Raw genomic sequence first — 17,529 nt, 5'->3', positions numbered from 1 at the left:
ATTTCCGTCCTGTACGCACGTGGTCAATGCTTTCGGTGCCCATTGCTTATCGACGAACCTCGTGCGCTCGTTCCCCGCACACGAGGAGAGCGCACCGTGGTCGAAGGGTCTCGGATGTTCAGCTCGGAAACGCGCGTCGCATCCGACCAGCAGCAGACAACTGGGGTATTCAACCACGAGCTGGGTAGATTCCCCAAATCCTGCTCCGCAACAACGCATGCGCACCGGCAGGCCCTACCGGAACGGCCGCCTGAAAAAGTGACTTGTGTCTGTGAATCCGAACACACAAACCGATAAAATTGTCAACACCGCAGGTCACCACGGTCGTGCTGCGATCGCGAAGTTTCGCCATAAAGTATTACCTCTTGTACGTTAATACCCGTGAGTTTTTACGAAGCCGCCCCTACGGCGATCAAGAACAAGATTGACCTCTTTACCCAAGAGCCCGCCAGGTTTGGTACCCGCGCAGTCTTGGCGGGCGTGTACCTGGGCATCATGACGGCGTTTGCTGCCTCCACTGCCCAACTGCTGGACGGTTACGCCCCAGGCTGGGGCAAGTACGCGTTCGGCGCCATCTTCGCCTCCACGCTGTACATCATCATCGTGTTGCAAGGCGAACTCGCCACAGGCGACATGATGTTCATGACCTATGGCGCACTGCATAAGAAGAACACGGTGGTCAAAGGCCTGTTGCTAGTCCTGTTCGTCACCATCTTCAACCTCATTGGTGCAGTGGCGATTTCATGGTTGATTTCCCGGACCACCATGGGCCAGTTGGTTGAGGTGGACGGATTCCTCCACGACTTGCTTGCGGCGAAGCTGCAGAAATCCAGTAAGACGCTGTTTGTCGAGGCCATCTTGGCAAACGTCGTTGTGAACATCGCCTTTATGCTTGCCACCCAGGCGGGCAAGGACTTCAGTGCGAAGCTGTGGGGCGTCATCCTGATCATCCCGTCGTTCGCCACCATGAGCTACGAGCACTCCATCGCGAACTTCATTCTCACCAGCCTGGGCGGCTTTACGCTCGGCCCGGAGGCGATCGAGGGCTTCACCACCTGGAACGTCATCCGCAACTGGGTTGTCGTGTGGCTGGGCAACTTCGTCGGCGGCGGCTTCATCATGGGCGGGCTCTACGGCTGGCTCAACCTGACCAAGACGGACTACAAGGACTAGTCCCGTACCGTCTGCCAGAATGGGACAGGTGAATACACCTGTTTCCCACTCGGCCCCAGATGTCCTTCAGGCCGTGCGCGGCGTGCGCGATGCTGTGGCAGACACGGCGTTGCCTGTCGACGTCGCCTCCGAAGCCAGAGCCATAGTCAATCAACTCGACGACTATGTGCTGCCGCGCTTGGCCAACCTGGACGCTCCCCTGCTTGCCGTCATCGGCGGCTCCACCGGTTCCGGCAAGTCCACCCTCGTCAACGCGCTTTTGCACGAGCGAGTGTCCAACCCGGGCGTGATCCGCCCGACTACCCGCCAGCCGGTGCTGGTGGCCAACCCCGGCGACGCGGACTGGTTCAACTCCCCGCAGGTCCTGCCTGGCCTCGCCCGCTCCCACGGCGCAGGAGACGAGCGCTCCACCACACTGCGTGTCGTGGACACGCCCCGCATCCCGGAGGGCTTGGCGCTTCTCGACGCCCCCGATTTCGACTCCATCGACGACCAGAACCGGGCACTGGCGTCCCAGCTCCTCGCCGCGGCGGACCTGTGGATTTTCGTTACCACCCCGGCCCGCTACGCGGATCAGCTGGTGTGGAACTTCCTCAACGACGCTGCCGGCCGCGGCATCGAGGTCGTCGTCGTGCTTAACCGACTCGACGAAAAGGCCGCGGAGACGGTGCCGGACGACCTGCGCCGCATGATGAACGACGCAGGCCTGTCCAAGGCCACCGTGTTTACCGTCCCGTTCGTGGCGGACCTGGGCGGCGAGCAGACTGGCGAGTTCCTGGGCGAGGAGTTGGTCGCTGACCTGCGCGATTACCTGACTACGCTCGCGGACGACACCGCCGCCCGGCGCGATGTGGCCGGCAAAACCGTCGCTGGCGCTGTGGAATCGGCACTTCACCGCGTGGACGCCTTGGTAGGCCGCCGGGAGCGGCAGGAAAACTTTGCCAACCAGCTGGACGAGTCGATCCACGAGTTTTACACCGCCGCGAACCGCCACGTCATCGACGCCACCTCCGACGGCAAGCTGCTGCGCTCCGAGGTGATGGACCGCTGGCAGGATGTCATCGGCACCTCCGACGTATTCCGCGGCTTCGAGCGCTGGTTCTCCAGCGCCGTGGACAAGGTGGGCAGCTTCTTCACCGGCCAGCCCGCTCCCCTGCGCGAGGTGGAGACGGAAATCGAGTCCGGCCTCCACGCCGTGATTGTGGACGCCGCCGAAACCGCCGCCTCGCGCGCCTGGTCCCACACCGGTTCGGTAGCCCCGGAGCTGCGCACCGACGCGGATCCGGCCCTGGCCCGCGCCAGCGCCGACATCTCCGAGCAGGCTGCGCAGCTGGTGCGCGACTGGCAGCAAGACATGGTCACCCGCATCCAGGACACCGCGGGCGACAAGCGCCAGCGCGCCCGCATCATGTCCTTCGGCCTCAACGTGGTCACCGTGGCGCTGATGCTAGTGGTCTTCGCCTCCACGGCGGGCATCACCGGCGGCGAGGTCGCCATCGCGGGCGGATCCGCGGTGCTGGGCCAGAAGCTTTTGGAGACCATCTTCGGCGAGGAAACCGTGCGCCGCATGGTCACCGAGGCCCGCGAGGACCTGAACCAGCGTTTGGGCGAGCTCTTCGCCGCGGAGCGAGACCGCTACCACGCCTTCACGGATCCCCTGCTCGAGGGCGCGACCGCCGAGCAGCTGCGCGAGGCGACTGCGGAGGCGAAGCGGGCTGTGGACGTGAGGCTCCTTGGGCTCGTCGATAGGCCAGCAGCTCCTGCAGTTCCTGCAGCCCAAGACGACGTGGAGGAAAGCTTCGAGCGCGGCGCGCTGCGCGGCCTGTTCGACCAGTTGCGCGGCAGCTTTGGCAAGGGGGGCGGCAATGTTTAAGAAGAAGGCTGGCCTGACCGAGCGGCTCGTGGCGCTGGAGGAAGCCGCGCAGATCGGCGCGCCGTACCTCTCCCCCGCACACCGCGAGGGCCTCGAGCGCGTGGCGAAGGCGGGCGCGGAACGCCGCGCGCTGTCCGGCGACCACACCGTTGTGGGCTTTTTCGGCGCCACCGGCTCCGGCAAAACCTCCCTGTTCAACGCTGTCGTGGGCGAGGACCTGGGCAAGGCGGCAGCGCGGCGTCCCACCACTTCCTCGCCTTTGGCCGCGATCTGGGAGCCGGACGGCTCCGAGGAACTTTTGGACTGGCTCGGTGTGGAAGACCGCCGTGCACGCGAAGGCGAGTTCGCCCGCGGCGCAGGCCCGCTGATCCTGCTGGACCTGCCCGATTTCGACTCGGTTGAGGAGTCCAACCGCGCCATCGCGGAGCGTCTCGCCGGCCAGGTGGACGTGCTGGTGTGGGTCTCCGACCCGGAGAAGTACGCGGATTCCGTCATCCACGACCAGTTCATCCGCCCGCACGCCAACCACTCCGCCGTGACGCTGGCGGTGCTGAACAAGTCCGACCTGCTCAACGCAGGCGATGTCGGCACCGTCGCGGACTCGTATGCGGGGCTGTTGCGTGACGACGGCCTTTCCAACGTCCAAGTCGTCCCTACCTCCACCCTGACCGGTGCCGGCATCGAGGACCTGCGCGCCGCGATCGCGAAAGTTGCCAAGGCCCACACGGCGCAGACTGCGCGCATCGAGGCGGACATCCGCTCCGTTGCCGAAGGGTATGCCGGGGTGAAGGGTGCCGGAGGCGTGACAAAGCATGCGAAACGCGACATGGATGCCGTGCTCGCGCAGGCCGCCGGCGCGGACCGCATCGCGCAGACCACCGCCGCGGCCTACCGCAAGCGGCTGCGCGAGCGCACCGGGTGGCTGCTGACGTCCTGGATCACCCGCTTCAAGCCCGACCCGCTGCGCCGTCTGGGGCTACGCGAAGCATCCGACGAAATCGGCGTGCACCGCAGCTCCATGCCGGAGCTCGACGCCGCCTCGAAGGCCGTGGCCAACCGGGGCGTGCGCGACTACGCGAGCGCCGTTTCCGACGGGCTGCCGCACGAGTGGTCCGCCGCCGTGGCCGACCGCGCCGAGGAGGTCTCCGCCGGCCTGCCCGCGGAGCTGGACCGCGCCGTGGCCCGCACCACGCTGCCCGCGGAGCCGTCCAAAGGCTGGTCGCTGCTCACCGTGATCCAGTGGCTGACGCTGCTGGCCGCACTGGTGGGCGTGCTGTGGTACCTCCTGGTCGCGTTCGTGCCGGGCGTGCTCACGCCGCTGCTCGGCGGCGACCTTGTCCCCGACGTGGAGGGCTGGCCGATCCCGACGCTTTTGATCATGGCGGGGCTGCTCACCGGCCTAGTCATTGGCCTGATCTCCGCGGTGTTCGGCGGGATGCTCGGCTCCGGGGTGAAGCGGCGCACCCGCTCGGCGGTGCAGAAACAGGTCGCGGAGGTCTCCCAGACCGCCGTCGTGGAGCCGCTTCTGGCGATCCGGGAGGACTACTCCCGCTTCGCCGAACGCATCGCCGTAGCCGCCGGCTAGTTTCCCTGTACGGTCGACAGACATGGCACAAATCCCCAGAGTTCTGTCCATCGCTGGCACCGACCCCACCGGTGGCGCCGGCGTCCAGGCCGACCTGAAGGCCATCGCCGCCGCCGGCGGCTACGGCATGAGCGTGACCACCGCGCTGGTGGCGCAAAACACCCAAGGTGTGCGCGAGATCCACACACCCCCGCAGTCGTTTTTGCGCGCGCAGCTCGACGCGGTATTCGACGATGTCGCGGTCGACGCCGTGAAGATCGGCATGCTCGGCGACACAGAGACCACCCACACCGTCGCCGATTACCTCGCCGTCCGCCCTGTGCCGGTCGTGGTGGTGGACCCGGTGATGGTGGCCACCTCCGGCGACAGGCTGCTTTCCGCCGACGCAGAAGCCGCGCTGCGCCAGCTGGTGGCCGACCACGCCACCGTGGTCACCCCGAACATCCCGGAGCTGGCGGTACTGACCGACGAGCCCGAGCCAGATTCGTTCGACGCGGCGGTGGAACTGGGACAGCGCTACGCCCGCGAGGCAGACGTGCAGGTCCTGGTCAAGGGCGGCCACCTCAGCGGCGAGCGTGCCTCCAACGCACTCGTTGCCCCCGACGGCAGCGCGCACGTCGCCGAGGTGCCCCGCGTAGCGACGAAAAACACCCACGGCACCGGCTGCTCCCTGTCCTCCGCGCTGGCAACGCGCATGGCACTCGGCAGCGCCACTGCCGCCGTTACCTGGGCATCCGAGTGGCTCCATGAGGCCATCGCGCATGCCGACGAACTTAACGTCGGCCGCGGCAACGGCCCCGTGCACCACTTCCACCGTCTCTACCGGCTGGCCGGCGGGGTCTGAGCCTCGGGCGCTACAGGCTTCGGCTCCTTCGGTTCCACCGCGAACAGCTTGTCGCCGGCGCTGACGCTGCCGGGCAGCAGCAGGCTCGGCAGCACCTCGCCGACCTTCTTGGTGTTGGACACCACCACTGGTGTGGTTACCTCGTAGCCGGCGGCCTCGATGCCCTCGATGTCGAAGGTGGCCAACAGGTCACCCGCGCGCACCTCGTCGCCCTTCTTCACCTGCGGGGTGAAGTGCTCGCCCTTGAGGTTCACGGTGTCGAAGCCGATGTGCATGAGCACGTCCACAGGCTTGCCGTCGGAGCCGGTGCCGCGCACCGCGTAGGCGTGGGCGGACGGGAAGGTGACCACCACTTTGCCGTCGAGGGGCGAGCGCAGCTCCCCCACCGTCGGGCGGATCGCCACGCCCTCGCCGAGTTTGGCCTGGGCGAACATCGGGTCAGAAACCTCCGCCAGCGGCAGCGCCTCGCCGGTGAGCGGGGCCGCGACAGGAAGCGCGTCCGCGGACGCCTCGCGCAGCGTGGCCGCCGCGGCGGCATCGGCGCGCGAATCTTCCGGGGCATTCGGGTCGATGGTCCCCTGCTTGCCCACCAAGTAGCGGCCGTAGCCATACGCGGCCGCGAACGCGACCACGAACGTGACGGCAGCAAGCGCCAAAAACGTCGGCATATCGCCCGGGCGCATGGACACGACTCCGATGAAGCCGGCGGCACCTAGGGCGGTGGCCTTGACGTCGAAAAGCGCAATCAGCATCGCACCAACTGCCGCCGCGCCCATGCCGATGTAGAACGGCCAGCGCAGACGCAGGTTCACGCCGAAGATCGCCGGTTCGGTGATGCCGAAGACCGCCGAGACACCCGAGGACCCCGCCAGGCCCTTGAGCTTGGCGTTGCGCGCCAGGAAGTACACCGCCAGCGCCACCGCGCCCTGCGCGATGTTGGCCATGGACGCCGTGGGGAAGATAAACGAGCCGCCCTGGTTGAACAGCTCCAGCTCAATCGGCGGGAAGGACTGGTGCAGTCCTGTGATCACAATCGGCGAGTACACCAGGCCGAAGAGGAACCCGCCCACCGGGCCGCCCAGGTCGTACAGGCCGGCCAGGCCGTGGATGAGCAGATCGCCGAGCCAGCGCACGAACGGGCCGACAGCGATGAAGGTGATAAACCCGGTGATCAGCAGCGTGGCCAGCGGGGTGATCAAGAAGTCCGCGGTGCCCTTCAGTCGGCGGTGGAACCACTTCTCAATCGTGGCCAGAATCCACGCGACAGCCAGCACCGGAAGCACAGCGCCCTGGTAGCCGCCCTGCGCCACCGGGAAGCCGAACAGGTCCCAGTACGGCATGGTCCCCTCCGCCATGGACGTGGCCACGTCGTAGCCGTTGACCAGCGCGGGGTGCACCATCGCCATGCCCATGCCTGCGCCCAAGTACTCGTTGCCGCCGAAGCGCTTCGTCGCGGAAAAGCCCACCAGCACCGGCAGGAACGCAAACGGGGCGGACGACAGCACGTTGATGATCTCGGTCAGCCCCTGGATCTGCGGGAACATCCCCACCAGGGAATCGTCGCCGAACAGCCCCTCCGCGGTGAGCACGTTGTTCAGCGCCATGAGCAGGCCGCCGCCGACCAGGATCGGAATCAGCGGCACGAAGATGTCGGAAAACACCTTGATAAAGCGGGTGAACCAGTTGCCCTGGTCCGCCGCCACGCTTTTCAGCTCCTCGGTGGAGACCGCAATGCTTCTCGACGTCATCCCGTCCATCGCCGCAAACACCTGATCCACGTCGCCAGGGCCGACAATGATCTGGTACATCCCGCCGGTCTCGAACACACCCTTGAGATCCGGGTCGTTCTCCAGCGCGGCTGTGTCCGCCAGCGAAGAATCCTTCAGCACCATCCGCAGACGCGTGGCGCAGTGCGCCGCGCCGACGATGTTGTCCTCGCCGCCCACGGCGGCCAGCACTCGGCTGGCCACATCCTTATGTTGCACAGTTGTTCCTTCCTATTGAGGTGTCAGCGCCGACCACTGCGCCCCACCGGGAGCAAAGACGGCAAAAGAAAACGCGACTTCCCCGTCGCCCGCGGTGCACTCCACCGCCGCGCCGTCCGCGGTAAGCACCAGCTCACCTGCGGCGCACTCGGCCCACCGGATACGCCCGCCCACATCAACCAACACGGTGCCGCGCCCTTTTCCGTCCGGCCGCCAGGCCACTGTGGCGCACGTGTGCTCCCCCTCGGCGACGAGGTCCGCCGCCCAGGGTGCGTCCCCCAGCGCCACCCGCTCGACGAGCATGTCGTGGGCGTCCGGGATCTGCAGGGCGGTGGCCAGGTGGCCGTCGATAAGCAAAAGCTCCCTGACCAGCGTGAGCTGATGCACCCACCCCTCCGCGTGGAAGGTGGGGGTGCCGTCGCGCGCGGGCAGCCCCATCCAGCCGAGCATGAGCGCGCCGCCGTTGTTGTCGCTGATGAGCTGCGGCGCATAGAACTCCGAACCGTAATCCAGCGGGGTGAAATCCCGCTCGACCTCGAACCGCAAGCCTTCAAGCTTGCCCACGACGTACCCGCACTCGTCCGAATCCGGAAACTGCGGGCAAAAGACAAACACGTCGCGCTCGGTGCCCGTGGCCTGATCGCGCATCCGCAGCAGGTTCGGGCACTCCCACATGTAGGCCGAGGCCACGTTGTAGTTCAGCCCCGCGAACTCGATCTCGCCGGCGAACTGCCACGTGTCCAAGTCATCCGAGGTGTAGAGCACAGCCGCGCCGGTGCCGTTGTCGCGCTGGGCGCCCAGCACCATCCGCCAGGTGCCGTCCGGCGCCTGGGTGACGTGCGGGTCGCGGTAGTGCGCGGTGTAGCCCTCTGCGGGGCCGTCGATCGCCGGGTTGGTGCCGCGGCGGCGGTACGTCCCGCCCATGGGGCCTTCGATGTCGTCCACATCCACGATGTTCTGGCTGGTCAACCGCTTTCCGTCGCGTTTGACGTTGCCGGTGTAAAACAGGCGGATCTGGCCGTCGTGCACCACGCCCGAGCCGGAGTAGCAGCCGTTCTCGTCGTAAGACACGCCCGGGTAGAGCGCGTCCGGGAGATGCCGCCACACCCCCGAGCCCAGCGTGGTCACCGCATGCCCCCAACCGGTGCGTTTGGGCTGGGCGGGAAAACTCGGGTCGTGCTGGTAGAACACATGCAGCTCATCGCCGAGCAACATCATCCCGTTCGGGTCGTTGAGTCTGCCCTGAGGCGCGGTGAGGTGGTGTTTCGGCCGGTACGACATGTGTTTATTCTATGACGCATGATCACCGTGTACGGCGAAGCCCTGGTCGACCTCGTGCCGTCCGCCCCCGGCCCGCTCGCGCCGCTCACCCCGGCGCTCGGCGGCGGCCCGTTCAACGTGGCCCGCGCGCTGGGGCGCTTCGGGGCTTCAGTGGCGTTCCAGTCGCGCCTCTCCTCCGACGCATACGGCGCGGCGCTGCGGCAATCGCTCCTCGACGCTGGCGTCGACCTCTCGCTGTGCCCCAGCGGCAGCGAACCCACCACGCTTGCAGTCACCGCATTGCTTGACGACGGCTCCGCCTCCTACACCTTCTACGTCAACGGCACCGCGGACCGGCTCGCCGAACCCGTGCCGGTGACCGACGGCTACGCAGTGTTCGGCACGTTGTCCCTGGCCCTGGAACCCGGCTCGCTGCGCTACGCCGAAGCCGCGCGCGTCAGCGCCGACAACGGCGCGATCGTGTGCCTGGACCCCAACCTGCGGCCCGCGTTTTCCTCCGAGAAGCACCGCCTGTTCCTGCGCGGGCTTTTGGAATCTGTCACGGTGCTGAAGCTATCCGACGAGGAAGTCGAATTCCTCGGCGACACCTCCGACGTGCCCGTTGTGGTGACCACCCTCGGCGGCGACGGCATCCGCGTCCGCGCACCGTTCGGTTCCGTGGAGGTGCAGGCCCCCGCCGTGGAGGTCGCGGACACCATCGGCGCCGGCGACACCATCATGGCCGCGCTGGTGCACCAGTTCGACGCCCGCGGCCTCGACCGTTCCGCGCTGTTGGCCTTGGGCGCCGATGAGTGGCGCGAGATCCTGGACTTCGCCGCCCGCGCCGCCGCCATCACTGTCTCCCGCACCGGCGCCGACACGCCGTACCTGCACGAACTGGCGTAGGCGCGGGTCTGCTAGTTCCCCAACCACCTCGAGACCAGGCAACTAGCAGATCACGCTCTTACCGACAAGCAGTTTCAACACCACCTGCGCAAACAAAAACTTGGACAGTTGATCTGCTAGTGCTGTCCAAAGCGGAACTAGCAGATCCGCAGGGTTCCGCTTCCACTCCTGAGCGGGTAAAATTCTGCACCATGACCGACCCGCGCAGTGAAGACCAAAAGGTTGCCGCCGTGAACGCATCTATGGTCATGGCGGGGCAGCCCTTATCAGCCGAAGACGAAACGCTGCTAAGACGGCAATTCCGTGGCGAGGTCTCCGCCGACGAGGCAGTATTGCTTGTCTTGGAGCGCGAGGGGCTGGGCGATTCGCCACGCGCACACGAACTGCGCCGACGCATCGCCGGCGTGGCCTAAGCATCGTGGCCCGACAGAGCCGGGAAGCACCCGATAACCTGTTTGGGATTTCAGATCCCGCGCAGCTAGAACGCATCGCCGGGAGCCTTGCTACGCAACGGTTGGGTGAGCTCGAGACCGGGCCGCCCCTCACCGAGTTCACCCGCGAATCTCTCCTCCGCACCCACCGCTACCTGATGCAAGACATCTACCCGTGGGCCGGCGATATCCGCACCGAGGAGGTCGGCGCAATGGGCATGGCAATGTGCCGGGCACAGTACGTCGACACTGAGCTTGACCGGGTCATGAGCCGCATCGCGAAGTTGCCGCCTTCGTCGTCAGAAATCGAGTCTGCGGTGCGGACCGTCGCAGATCACTGGAGCGAGCTCACAATCGTGCACCCGTTCCGCGACGGCAACTCCCGCACGCAGCGGTACTTCTTCGATCAGATGCTGCGCGCTGCAGGTTGGGCGGTGGACTGGACGCGTATCGACGCCGCGGAGGCACACGCTGCCCGATACGTCGGCGCTGCAACTGCCGATCCCTCTTTTCTCGCCCAAGTACTGCGCCCCGGCGTGTTCGTCCCGACAGATCTCCCCGACGGCAGTGGCTCACTCAGCGAGACGCAGGGCCAAAGAGCAGGCGCAGCTGAGGTCTTCCACCGGATGATGGAGTTCCGCCGCGCGCACCCCGGCGTGGCGTGGTCCCCCGAATCCCACTGAGGCCTGATCGTCTAGCAGCTCGCCGCCGCTGCTAGACGATCACGCTGCTAACGACAACTATTTCCAACTTCACCTGGGCAAACGCGGCGCCCGGTGCGTGATCGTCTAGCACTCTCCGGCCCACTGCTAGACGATTCGCGCAACCGGCACGAGAAAGGCGCCGGACCTGGACGAAACCGCCCGAGCCCGACGCCAGGAAAGCGCGAAACCCCTACTCCACCGTCACGGACTTGGCCAGGTTGCGCGGCTGGTCCACGTTCAGGCCGCGGGCCTCCGCCACGGAGCAGGCGAAGATCTGCAGCGGAATGGTGGACAGCAGCGGCTGCATCAGGCCGGCGGACTGCGGGATGCGGATGATGTGGTCGGCGTAGGCCTCCACGTCCGTGTCGCCGTCTTCCGCGATCACGATGGTCACCGCACCGCGGGCGCGGACCTCCTGGATGTTGGAGACGACCTTGGCGTGCAGGTTATTGCGGGAGCGCTTGGACGGCACGATGATGAACACCGGCTGGCCTTCCTCCACGAGCGCGATCGGGCCGTGCTTGAGCTCGCCGGCGGCGAAGCCCTCGGAGTGCAGGTAAGCCACCTCCTTGAGCTTCAAAGCGCCCTCGAGAGCGACCGGGAAGCCGACGTGGCGGCCCAAAAACAGCACAGACTTCGCATCCGACATGTCCTGGCCCAGCTGCTTGACCTGCCCCTCGTTGTCCAGCACCTGCTGGATCTTGTCCGGCATCTCCTGCAGCTCGTCAACGATCTGGCGGATTTCGTCGGCGTATTTGTTGCCGCGCACCTGCGCCAGGTACAGGGCGAGCAGGTAAGCGGCGACGATCTGGGAGATGAACGCCTTCGTCGACGCGACGGCGATCTCCGGGCCGGCGTAGGTGTACAGCGACGCGTCTGCCTCGCGTGGGATGGAGGAACCGACGGTGTTGCAGATCGCGATCACCTTCGCGCCCTGCTCGCGGGCGTGGCGCACGGCCATGAGCGTGTCCATGGTTTCGCCGGACTGGGACACGGCCACCACGAGGGTGCGTTCGTTGACAATCGGGTCGCGGTAGCGGAACTCGTGGGCGAGCTCTACCTCCGTCGGAATGCGGCACCAGTGCTCGATGGCGTAGCGCGCCACCTGGCCTGCGTAGGAAGCGGTGCCGCAGGCGACGATGATGATTTTGTTGATGGAGCGCAGCACGGATTCGTCGATACGCAGCTCGTCGAGGATGAGCTTGCCCTGTTCGTCGAAACGACCGTAGAGCGTGTCGCGGACGGCGGAGGGCTGGTCGTGGATTTCCTTCTCCATGAAGGAGTTGAAGCCGCCCTTCTCCGCGGCGGTGACGTCCCATTCCACGGTGAACGGCTTGGCTTCGGCGGGGTTGCCGTCGAATTCGCAGACCTCGTAGCCGTCGGCGGTTAGGGTGACAATCTGGCCATTATCCATCTCCACTGCGTCGCGGGTGAATTCGATGAAGCCGGCGACGTCGGAGCTAAGGAAGTTCTCGCCCTCGCCCACGCCGATGACCAGCGGGGAGTTCCAGCGTGCGGCGACGATGCGGTCCGGGTGGTCCGCGTGGATCGCCAGCAGGGTGAACGCACCTTCAAGGCGCTGCGCGGTCAGTTGCATCGCGCGGGTGAGGTCGCTGTCAGCTTCCTTGTCGTAGATGTCCAGCAGCAGGGTGCCAGCAACCTCAGTGTCGGTTTCGGAGATGAAGCGGTAGCCCTTATCGACGAGCTCCGCCTTCAACGCCGAAAAGTTCTCGATAATGCCGTTGTGGACCACAGCCATGCGGCCGTCGCCGACCACGTGCGGGTGGGCGTTGACGTCGGTCGGGCCGCCGTGGGTTGCCCAGCGGGTGTGTCCGATGCCCAGCTTCGAGGAGGCGATGGGGTTATCAGCAATTTCAGCTTCGAGGTCCGCGACCTTGCCGGCTTTCTTACGGCACTCGATGACGCCGTTGTTGGCCACCGCAACACCTGCGGAATCGTATCCGCGGTATTCGAGGCGGCGAAGTCCCTCGACAATGACATTTTTCGCGTCGCGCTCAGCGGTGCCGGCGCCAACGTATCCAACGATTCCACACATGGGAAAAAATCGTACTCCTGTATAGGGGGCTGTAAAAAGTGAAAACCCGCCACGGACCACATTTGTGGTCAGCGGCGGGGTCGATCGGATTGCGCCTTCAGGCTTACGCCTTTTCCATGCCGATCTTCTGGCCGTCGGTGCGGAACACCTGTGCAACGGCCGGGCGCGGAACGGAGTTGCCACCGTCCGGCCAGTGGGAAGCCGGCTTCTCAAAGGTGCCCTCGTCGGTCTCACCCGGGTGCTGGACGTTGACCATGACCACCTCGTCGGTGACGATCGGGCCACAGGTCTCAGCTGCGTACGGCACAGTGAGGAAGCAGATCACCTGGCCGCGGTTCTCGCCCTCGAGGCCGACAGCGTACAGGCCGTCGTTGGAGCCGAGTGCGTTGCCGTCGGTGGAGATCCACAGGTTGCCGTGGGAGTCGAACGCGAGGTTGTCCGGGCAGGAAATCGGGGACACCTGCTCCTTGGGGAAGCCGCCGAAGTAAGTCGACGCTGCGTTCGGGTCGCCGCAGACGAGCAGCAGGTTCCAGGTGAACTCGGTGCCTGCGTAGTCGTCCTCGAGCTCCATGACGAGGCCGTTCTTGTTCTCGCGGATCGGAGCGTACTCGGTAACGTCTTCCTGGCTCTTCTTCTCGTTCTCGCCGGTGGCGCCGCGGTACTTGTTGTTGGTCAGCGCCATGTAGAGCTTGCCGTTGACCGGGTTGACCTCGAAGTCCTCCGGGCGGTCCATCTTGGTGGCACCGACCTCATCAGCTGCGAGGCGGGTGTAGATGGCAACCTCCTCACCGGTGAAGCCGTCGACGTGGGACTCAGCGGTGCCGTCTGCGTGTGCGGTCAGCAGCGGGATCCACTTGCCGGTGCCGTCGAAGTCGCCGTCCTTGGGCAGGTCGCCGTCGCCGGTGATCTCGCCGGCCGGGGAGTTGCCCTCGAGGTTGGCAACGTAGAGGGTGCCCTCGTCCAGGATGGTCATGTTGTGGGCGACGTCGCCCTCCTTGACCTTCTTGGAGGAGACGAACTTGTAGATGTACTCGAAGCGTGCGTCGTCGCCGGAGTAGCACACTACGGTGCCGTCCTCGGTGACGTGGACGTTGCCGGCCTCGTGCTTGAAGCGGCCCAGGGCGGTGTGCTTGACCGGGACGGACTCCGGGTCATACGGGTTGATCTCAACCAGGTAGCCGAAGCGGTTGAACTCGTTCGGCTCCTTGGCCAGGTCGAAGCGGTCGTGCAGGCGCTCCCACTTACGCTGGGATGCCTCCTCGGACACGCCGAAACGCTTCACGTCGGCGGCCGGGCGCTCGCCGGTGACGGCAGCTGCGTTGGCCCAGTACTGGTCGATGTTCTCCTCGCCGGACAGGAAGGTGCCCCACGGGGTGACGCCGCCAGCGCAGTTGTTGAAGGTGCCGAAGACCTTGGTGCCGGTCGGGTCGACGGAGGTCTTGAGCAGGTCGTGGCCAGCGGCCGGGCCGACGATCTTGAACTCGGTCTCACCGGTAATGCGGCGGTTCAGCGGGCCGAACTCGCGCTTGAGCTCGCCGGTCTTGGCGTCCTTGGACACCTCGAGGATGGTGTGGCCGTGGCCCATGATGCCGATGTTGATCTGCTCGTCCGTCGGGTTCTCCGGATCGTAGTTCGGCAGCATCTGCGGCTCGGTGGTGTACTCGTGGGAGCAGACGTAGACCATGCGGTCCTTGTCCGTCGGGTGCTCCATCAAGCCGGCGAAGTCGTTGTTGAAGCCGAACTGGCGGGCAGCGGCCTCGGCGGTCTGGTTATTCGGGTCGAACTCGGGAGCGTCCTCGTAAACCGGGTCGCCCCAGGCGATCAGCACGGAGGTGGCGTAGCCGGCCGGGACGACAACCTCGTCCTTCTCGTTCGGCTGCACGCCCTCGAATTGCATACCCGCTGCCGGCTTGATTTCAGCCTTCGCAGCCTCGGTTGTGGTGTTGGTGGTGGTTGCGGTGGCGGACTCGGTGGTCTGCGCCGCATTCTCATCGACGCCACACGCGGCCAGCAGCGCGCCGCCGCCGAGAGTCACGGTGCCGGCGCCGAAGGCCTTGAGAACGCCACGGCGGGACATCAGGTCGCCGAAGTACGGGTTGTCGGACTCGTTGGTGCAATCGCCAGCGCACGCGTTACCACACTTGTAGGTGCAGGTCATCGAGGAGCGCTTGGACTGGAACAGCAGGTTAATACCCTTGATAGGCATGAGTTCTCCCAGGAAACGTATACAGACTTTGGCCTGAAAAGAAGTTAGTCAACAGGCGTGTATGAATGCCGAATTCCAGGTGAACACTTGTCAAACTCTCCTAATGGGGCCCACCAAAGACGAAAATACCCGCCCAACACAGGTTGGACGGGTACGTTGTCGAGAAGCTAAGTGCTCTTAGCGAGCCTTCTCGATGATGTCGACGAGACGGAAGTGCTTGTCCTTGGACAGCGGACGCGTCTCCTCGATCTGGACGAGATCGCCAACACCTGCGGTGTTCGTCTCATCATGTGCCTTCACACGCTCGGTGGTACGCACGATCTTGCCGTACAAGGCGTGGGACTTACGGTCCTCGACCTCAACGACGATCGTCTTGTCCATCTTGTCGGACACGACGTAGCCACGACGACGCTTCTGCACTGCCTTGACCTTGGTGTTCTCAGTCACGTTTGCCTCACTCATGGTTATGCCTCAGCTCCCGTGGACTCCGGGACGACGGACAGGCCAAGCTCGCGCTCGCGCAGCACCGTGTAGATGCGAGCGATGTCGCGCTTCACGGTGGAGATGCGGCGGTTGTTGGTGAGCTGGCCGGTAGCAAGCTGGAAGCGCAGGTTGAACAGCTCTTCCTTCGCCTCGCTCAGGCGGGTGCGCAGCTCGTCATCGCTCAGCTCACGGAATTCAGATGCGGGGGTACCGGTTGCCATTAGAACTGGTCCTCCTTCTTGATCACGCGGACCTTGCACGGAAGCTTTGCGCCAGCGCGGCGCAGAGCCTCAATTGCAGTCTCCTCGTTCGGGTAGGACATTTCGAAGAGGATGCGACCAGGCTTAACGTTGGCCACCCACTTCTCTACCGGGCCCTTACCGGAACCCATACGCACGCCGAGCGGCTTCTGGGTCAACGGACGGTCCGGGAAGATGTTGATCCACACCTTGCCACCACGCTTGACGTGGCGGTTGATGGCGATACGTGCGGACTCGATCTGGCGGTTGGTGATGTACGCCGGCTCGAGTGCCTGCAGGCCGTAGTCGCCGAAGGTGATCGTGTTGCCGCCCTTGGACACACCCGAGCGGTTCGGGCGGTGCTGACGGCGGTACTTCACGCGCTTAGGGATGAGCATGAATTAGCCCTCCTTCTTCTGCTCTGCACGCTGGCGACGCTGGCCGCCGCGGCGCGGGCGACGGTCGCCTCGGCCACCGCGCTCGTTCTTCGGGGCGTTCAGCTCGGACTCGCGGACACCGCCCACGACGTCGCCCTTGTAGATCCACACCTTGACGCCGATGACGCCGAAGGTGGTGTGTGCTTCTGCCGTGCCGTAGTCGATCTCCGCACGCAGGGTGTGCAGCGGAACGCGACCCTCGTGGTAACGCTCGACACGGGACATTTCCGCGCCGCCGAGGCGGCCGGACGTCATAACCTTGATGCCCTTGACCTGCGGGTTGCGCATCGCGGACTGGATGGCCTTACGCATGGCGCGACGGAACGCGACACGGTTGACCAGCTGCTCGGCGATGGACTGCGCAACCAGGGTTGCGTCGGCATCGATGTTCTTGACCTCGATGATGTTCAGCGCGACCATCTTGCCGGTGAGCTTCTCCAGCTCGCGGCGGATGCGGTCGGCCTCGGCGCCGCGGCGGCCGATGACGATGCCCGGACGAGCGGTGTGGATGTCCACACGCACGCGGTCGCGGGTGCGCTCGATGACGATGTCGGAGATGCCGGCGCGCTCGAGGTTCTTCTCAAGCCACTCGCGGACCTTGATGTCCTCCGCAACGTAGTCGGCGTAGTTCTTGTCGGCGTACCAGTGGGACTTCCAGTCGGAAGTGATACCCAGGCGCAGGCCGTGCGGGTGAATCTTCTGGCCCATTACTTGGCCCCTTCCTTGGACTCGACAACAACGGTGATGTGGGAGGTGCGCTTCCGGATCTGGAAGGCGCGGCCCTGAGCGCGCGGCTGGTACCGGCGCATCGTCGGACCCTCGTTTGCGTAGCACTCGGAGATGACGAGCGTGCGCGGGTCCATGCCGAAGTTGTTCTCAGCGTTGGCTGCTGCGGAGGCAACAACCTTCGCAACGTCCTTGGCAGCACCCTGCGGTGCGTACTTCAGGATCGCGAGGGCCTCGGCAACGTCCTTACCGCGGACGAGAGCCAGCACGCGGCGGGCCTTCATCGGCGAGACGCGGACAAACTTGGCCGTCGCGGATGCAGTGGTGATGGTGTCAGCCATTGCTTATCGACGTCCCTTCTGTTCCTTGACGTGACCCTTGAAGGTCTTGGTCGGTGCAAACTCGCCGAGCTTGTGGCCGACCATGGACTCGTCGACGAACACCGGCACGTGCTTACGGCCGTCGTGGACGGCGAAGGTGTGACCGATGAAATCGGGGAGAATGGTCGAACGGCGCGACCAGGTCTTAATGACCTGCTTGGTACCAGCCTCGTTCTGAGCGTCCACCTTGTTGAGGAGGTGCTCATCGACGAACGGGCCTTTCTTCAGGCTACGTGGCATG

General features: G+C 65.4%; 17 protein-coding genes. 7 read left to right on the top strand and 10 right to left on the bottom strand.

Going from position 1 to position 17,529, the window contains the following annotated elements:
- Positions 1–381: 381 nt before the first annotated feature.
- Genes CAFEA_RS01805 through thiD form a run of 4 tightly spaced genes read left to right on the top strand, consistent with a single transcriptional unit; the run spans position 382 to position 5,475 of the window.
- On the top strand, positions 382–1,173 hold the full coding sequence (locus tag CAFEA_RS01805) for a formate/nitrite transporter family protein (RefSeq protein WP_063937570.1): 792 nt from the start codon (positions 382–384) through the stop codon (positions 1,171–1,173).
- 19 nt (positions 1,174–1,192) lie between these two features.
- On the top strand, positions 1,193–3,046 hold the full coding sequence (locus CAFEA_RS01800; RefSeq protein ID WP_063937572.1) for a GTPase: 1,854 nt from the start codon (positions 1,193–1,195) through the stop codon (positions 3,044–3,046).
- Positions 3,039–4,631: a GTPase gene (locus CAFEA_RS01795; protein WP_063937574.1), complete on the top strand. Its 1,593-nt coding sequence runs from the start codon at positions 3,039–3,041 to the stop codon at positions 4,629–4,631. The genes CAFEA_RS01800 and CAFEA_RS01795 overlap by 8 nt, the downstream gene beginning before the upstream one ends.
- 22 nt (positions 4,632–4,653) lie before the next feature.
- A complete protein-coding gene (gene thiD, locus CAFEA_RS01790) occupies positions 4,654–5,475 on the top strand; it encodes a bifunctional hydroxymethylpyrimidine kinase/phosphomethylpyrimidine kinase (protein WP_063937576.1) in 822 nt (273 codons plus the stop codon).
- Here thiD and CAFEA_RS01785 read toward each other — a convergent pair.
- Both CAFEA_RS01785 and CAFEA_RS01780 read right to left on the bottom strand, forming a co-directional pair.
- The gene (locus CAFEA_RS01785; protein ID WP_063937578.1) at positions 5,451–7,460 is read right to left on the bottom strand and encodes a sucrose-specific PTS transporter subunit IIBC; all 2,010 of its coding nucleotides are present in this window, start codon (positions 7,458–7,460) and stop codon (positions 5,451–5,453) included. The two genes, thiD and CAFEA_RS01785, sit on opposite strands and share 25 nt — an antisense overlap.
- Positions 7,461–7,472: 12 nt before the next feature.
- On the bottom strand, positions 7,473–8,741 hold the full coding sequence (locus CAFEA_RS01780; protein WP_063937580.1) for a glycoside hydrolase family 32 protein: 1,269 nt from the start codon (positions 8,739–8,741) through the stop codon (positions 7,473–7,475).
- Positions 8,742–8,759: 18 nt separating this feature from the next.
- Between CAFEA_RS01780 and CAFEA_RS01775 the strand changes: the two genes are divergently transcribed.
- The 3 genes from CAFEA_RS01775 (at position 8,760) to CAFEA_RS01765 (ending at position 10,740) form a co-directional block, all read left to right on the top strand.
- Complete coding sequence (locus CAFEA_RS01775; protein WP_063937582.1) at positions 8,760–9,626, top strand: carbohydrate kinase family protein; 867 nt, start codon at positions 8,760–8,762, stop codon at positions 9,624–9,626.
- Positions 9,627–9,817: 191 nt separating this feature from the next.
- Positions 9,818–10,039 carry an antitoxin VbhA family protein gene (locus CAFEA_RS01770; RefSeq protein WP_063937584.1) on the top strand — a complete coding sequence of 74 codons (222 nt, stop codon included), beginning with the start codon at positions 9,818–9,820 and terminating at the stop codon, positions 10,037–10,039.
- Positions 10,040–10,140: 101 nt separating this feature from the next.
- Positions 10,141–10,740, top strand: a complete 600-nt coding sequence (locus tag CAFEA_RS01765; protein ID WP_238635284.1) for a Fic/DOC family protein — start codon at positions 10,141–10,143, stop codon at positions 10,738–10,740.
- 211 nt (positions 10,741–10,951) lie between these two features.
- On the opposite strand, the gene glmS is transcribed toward CAFEA_RS01765, so the two are convergent.
- The 8 genes from glmS to rpsS all read right to left on the bottom strand — a co-directional run bounded on the left by glmS (position 10,952) and on the right by rpsS (position 17,528).
- Complete coding sequence (gene glmS, locus CAFEA_RS01760) at positions 10,952–12,817, bottom strand: glutamine--fructose-6-phosphate transaminase (isomerizing) (protein WP_063937588.1); 1,866 nt, start codon at positions 12,815–12,817, stop codon at positions 10,952–10,954.
- Between the two features lie 103 nt (positions 12,818–12,920).
- Complete coding sequence (locus CAFEA_RS01755) at positions 12,921–15,023, bottom strand: PhoX family protein (protein ID WP_063937590.1); 2,103 nt, start codon at positions 15,021–15,023, stop codon at positions 12,921–12,923.
- 177 nt (positions 15,024–15,200) lie between these two features.
- The gene (rpsQ, locus tag CAFEA_RS01750) at positions 15,201–15,485 is read right to left on the bottom strand and encodes a 30S ribosomal protein S17 (RefSeq protein WP_034997244.1); all 285 of its coding nucleotides are present in this window, start codon (positions 15,483–15,485) and stop codon (positions 15,201–15,203) included.
- A 2-nt stretch (positions 15,486–15,487) separates the two neighbouring features.
- Positions 15,488–15,727: a 50S ribosomal protein L29 gene (gene rpmC / locus CAFEA_RS01745; protein WP_034997243.1), complete on the bottom strand. Its 240-nt coding sequence runs from the start codon at positions 15,725–15,727 to the stop codon at positions 15,488–15,490.
- Complete coding sequence (gene rplP, locus CAFEA_RS01740; protein ID WP_034997241.1) at positions 15,727–16,143, bottom strand: 50S ribosomal protein L16; 417 nt, start codon at positions 16,141–16,143, stop codon at positions 15,727–15,729. The genes rpmC and rplP overlap by 1 nt, the downstream gene beginning before the upstream one ends.
- A gap of 3 nt (positions 16,144–16,146) precedes the next feature.
- On the bottom strand, positions 16,147–16,890 hold the full coding sequence (gene rpsC, locus CAFEA_RS01735; RefSeq protein WP_034997239.1) for a 30S ribosomal protein S3: 744 nt from the start codon (positions 16,888–16,890) through the stop codon (positions 16,147–16,149).
- On the bottom strand, positions 16,890–17,249 hold the full coding sequence (rplV, locus tag CAFEA_RS01730; protein WP_034997238.1) for a 50S ribosomal protein L22: 360 nt from the start codon (positions 17,247–17,249) through the stop codon (positions 16,890–16,892). Before rplV ends, rpsC begins: the two co-directional genes overlap by 1 nt.
- A 3-nt stretch (positions 17,250–17,252) precedes the next feature.
- Positions 17,253–17,528 carry a 30S ribosomal protein S19 gene (rpsS, locus tag CAFEA_RS01725; RefSeq protein ID WP_018017481.1) on the bottom strand — a complete coding sequence of 92 codons (276 nt, stop codon included), beginning with the start codon at positions 17,526–17,528 and terminating at the stop codon, positions 17,253–17,255.
- Position 17,529 lies beyond the last annotated feature (1 nt).

The organism is Corynebacterium afermentans subsp. afermentans (assembly GCF_030408355.1).
Classification (GTDB): Bacteria; Actinomycetota; Actinomycetes; order Mycobacteriales; family Mycobacteriaceae; genus Corynebacterium; species Corynebacterium afermentans.
The sequence above is the reverse complement of the archived record's forward strand: the minus strand, read 5'-3'. Positions and strand labels throughout refer to the sequence as shown.

What these genes read in the sequence shown, in the direction of transcription:
- glmS (WP_063937588.1), bottom strand. Translation starts at nt 12,817, where the DNA reads ATGTGTGGAATCGTTGGATACGTTGGCGCCGGCACCGCTGAGCGCGAC.
- rplP (WP_034997241.1), bottom strand. Translation starts at nt 16,143, where the DNA reads ATGCTCATCCCTAAGCGCGTGAAGTACCGCCGTCAGCACCGCCCGAAC.
- rplV (WP_034997238.1), bottom strand. Translation starts at nt 17,249, where the DNA reads ATGGCTGACACCATCACCACTGCATCCGCGACGGCCAAGTTTGTCCGC.
- CAFEA_RS01755 (WP_063937590.1), bottom strand. Translation starts at nt 15,023, where the DNA reads ATGCCTATCAAGGGTATTAACCTGCTGTTCCAGTCCAAGCGCTCCTCG.
- CAFEA_RS01795 (WP_063937574.1), top strand. Translation starts at nt 3,039, where the DNA reads ATGTTTAAGAAGAAGGCTGGCCTGACCGAGCGGCTCGTGGCGCTGGAG.
- rpsC (WP_034997239.1), bottom strand. Translation starts at nt 16,890, where the DNA reads ATGGGCCAGAAGATTCACCCGCACGGCCTGCGCCTGGGTATCACTTCC.
- CAFEA_RS01800 (WP_063937572.1), top strand. Translation starts at nt 1,193, where the DNA reads ATGGGACAGGTGAATACACCTGTTTCCCACTCGGCCCCAGATGTCCTT.
- CAFEA_RS01775 (WP_063937582.1), top strand. Translation starts at nt 8,760, where the DNA reads ATGATCACCGTGTACGGCGAAGCCCTGGTCGACCTCGTGCCGTCCGCC.
- rpmC (WP_034997243.1), bottom strand. Translation starts at nt 15,727, where the DNA reads ATGGCAACCGGTACCCCCGCATCTGAATTCCGTGAGCTGAGCGATGAC.
- rpsQ (WP_034997244.1), bottom strand. Translation starts at nt 15,485, where the DNA reads ATGAGTGAGGCAAACGTGACTGAGAACACCAAGGTCAAGGCAGTGCAG.
- thiD (WP_063937576.1), top strand. Translation starts at nt 4,654, where the DNA reads ATGGCACAAATCCCCAGAGTTCTGTCCATCGCTGGCACCGACCCCACC.
- CAFEA_RS01770 (WP_063937584.1), top strand. Translation starts at nt 9,818, where the DNA reads ATGACCGACCCGCGCAGTGAAGACCAAAAGGTTGCCGCCGTGAACGCA.
- CAFEA_RS01780 (WP_063937580.1), bottom strand. Translation starts at nt 8,741, where the DNA reads ATGTCGTACCGGCCGAAACACCACCTCACCGCGCCTCAGGGCAGACTC.
- rpsS (WP_018017481.1), bottom strand. Translation starts at nt 17,528, where the DNA reads ATGCCACGTAGCCTGAAGAAAGGCCCGTTCGTCGATGAGCACCTCCTC.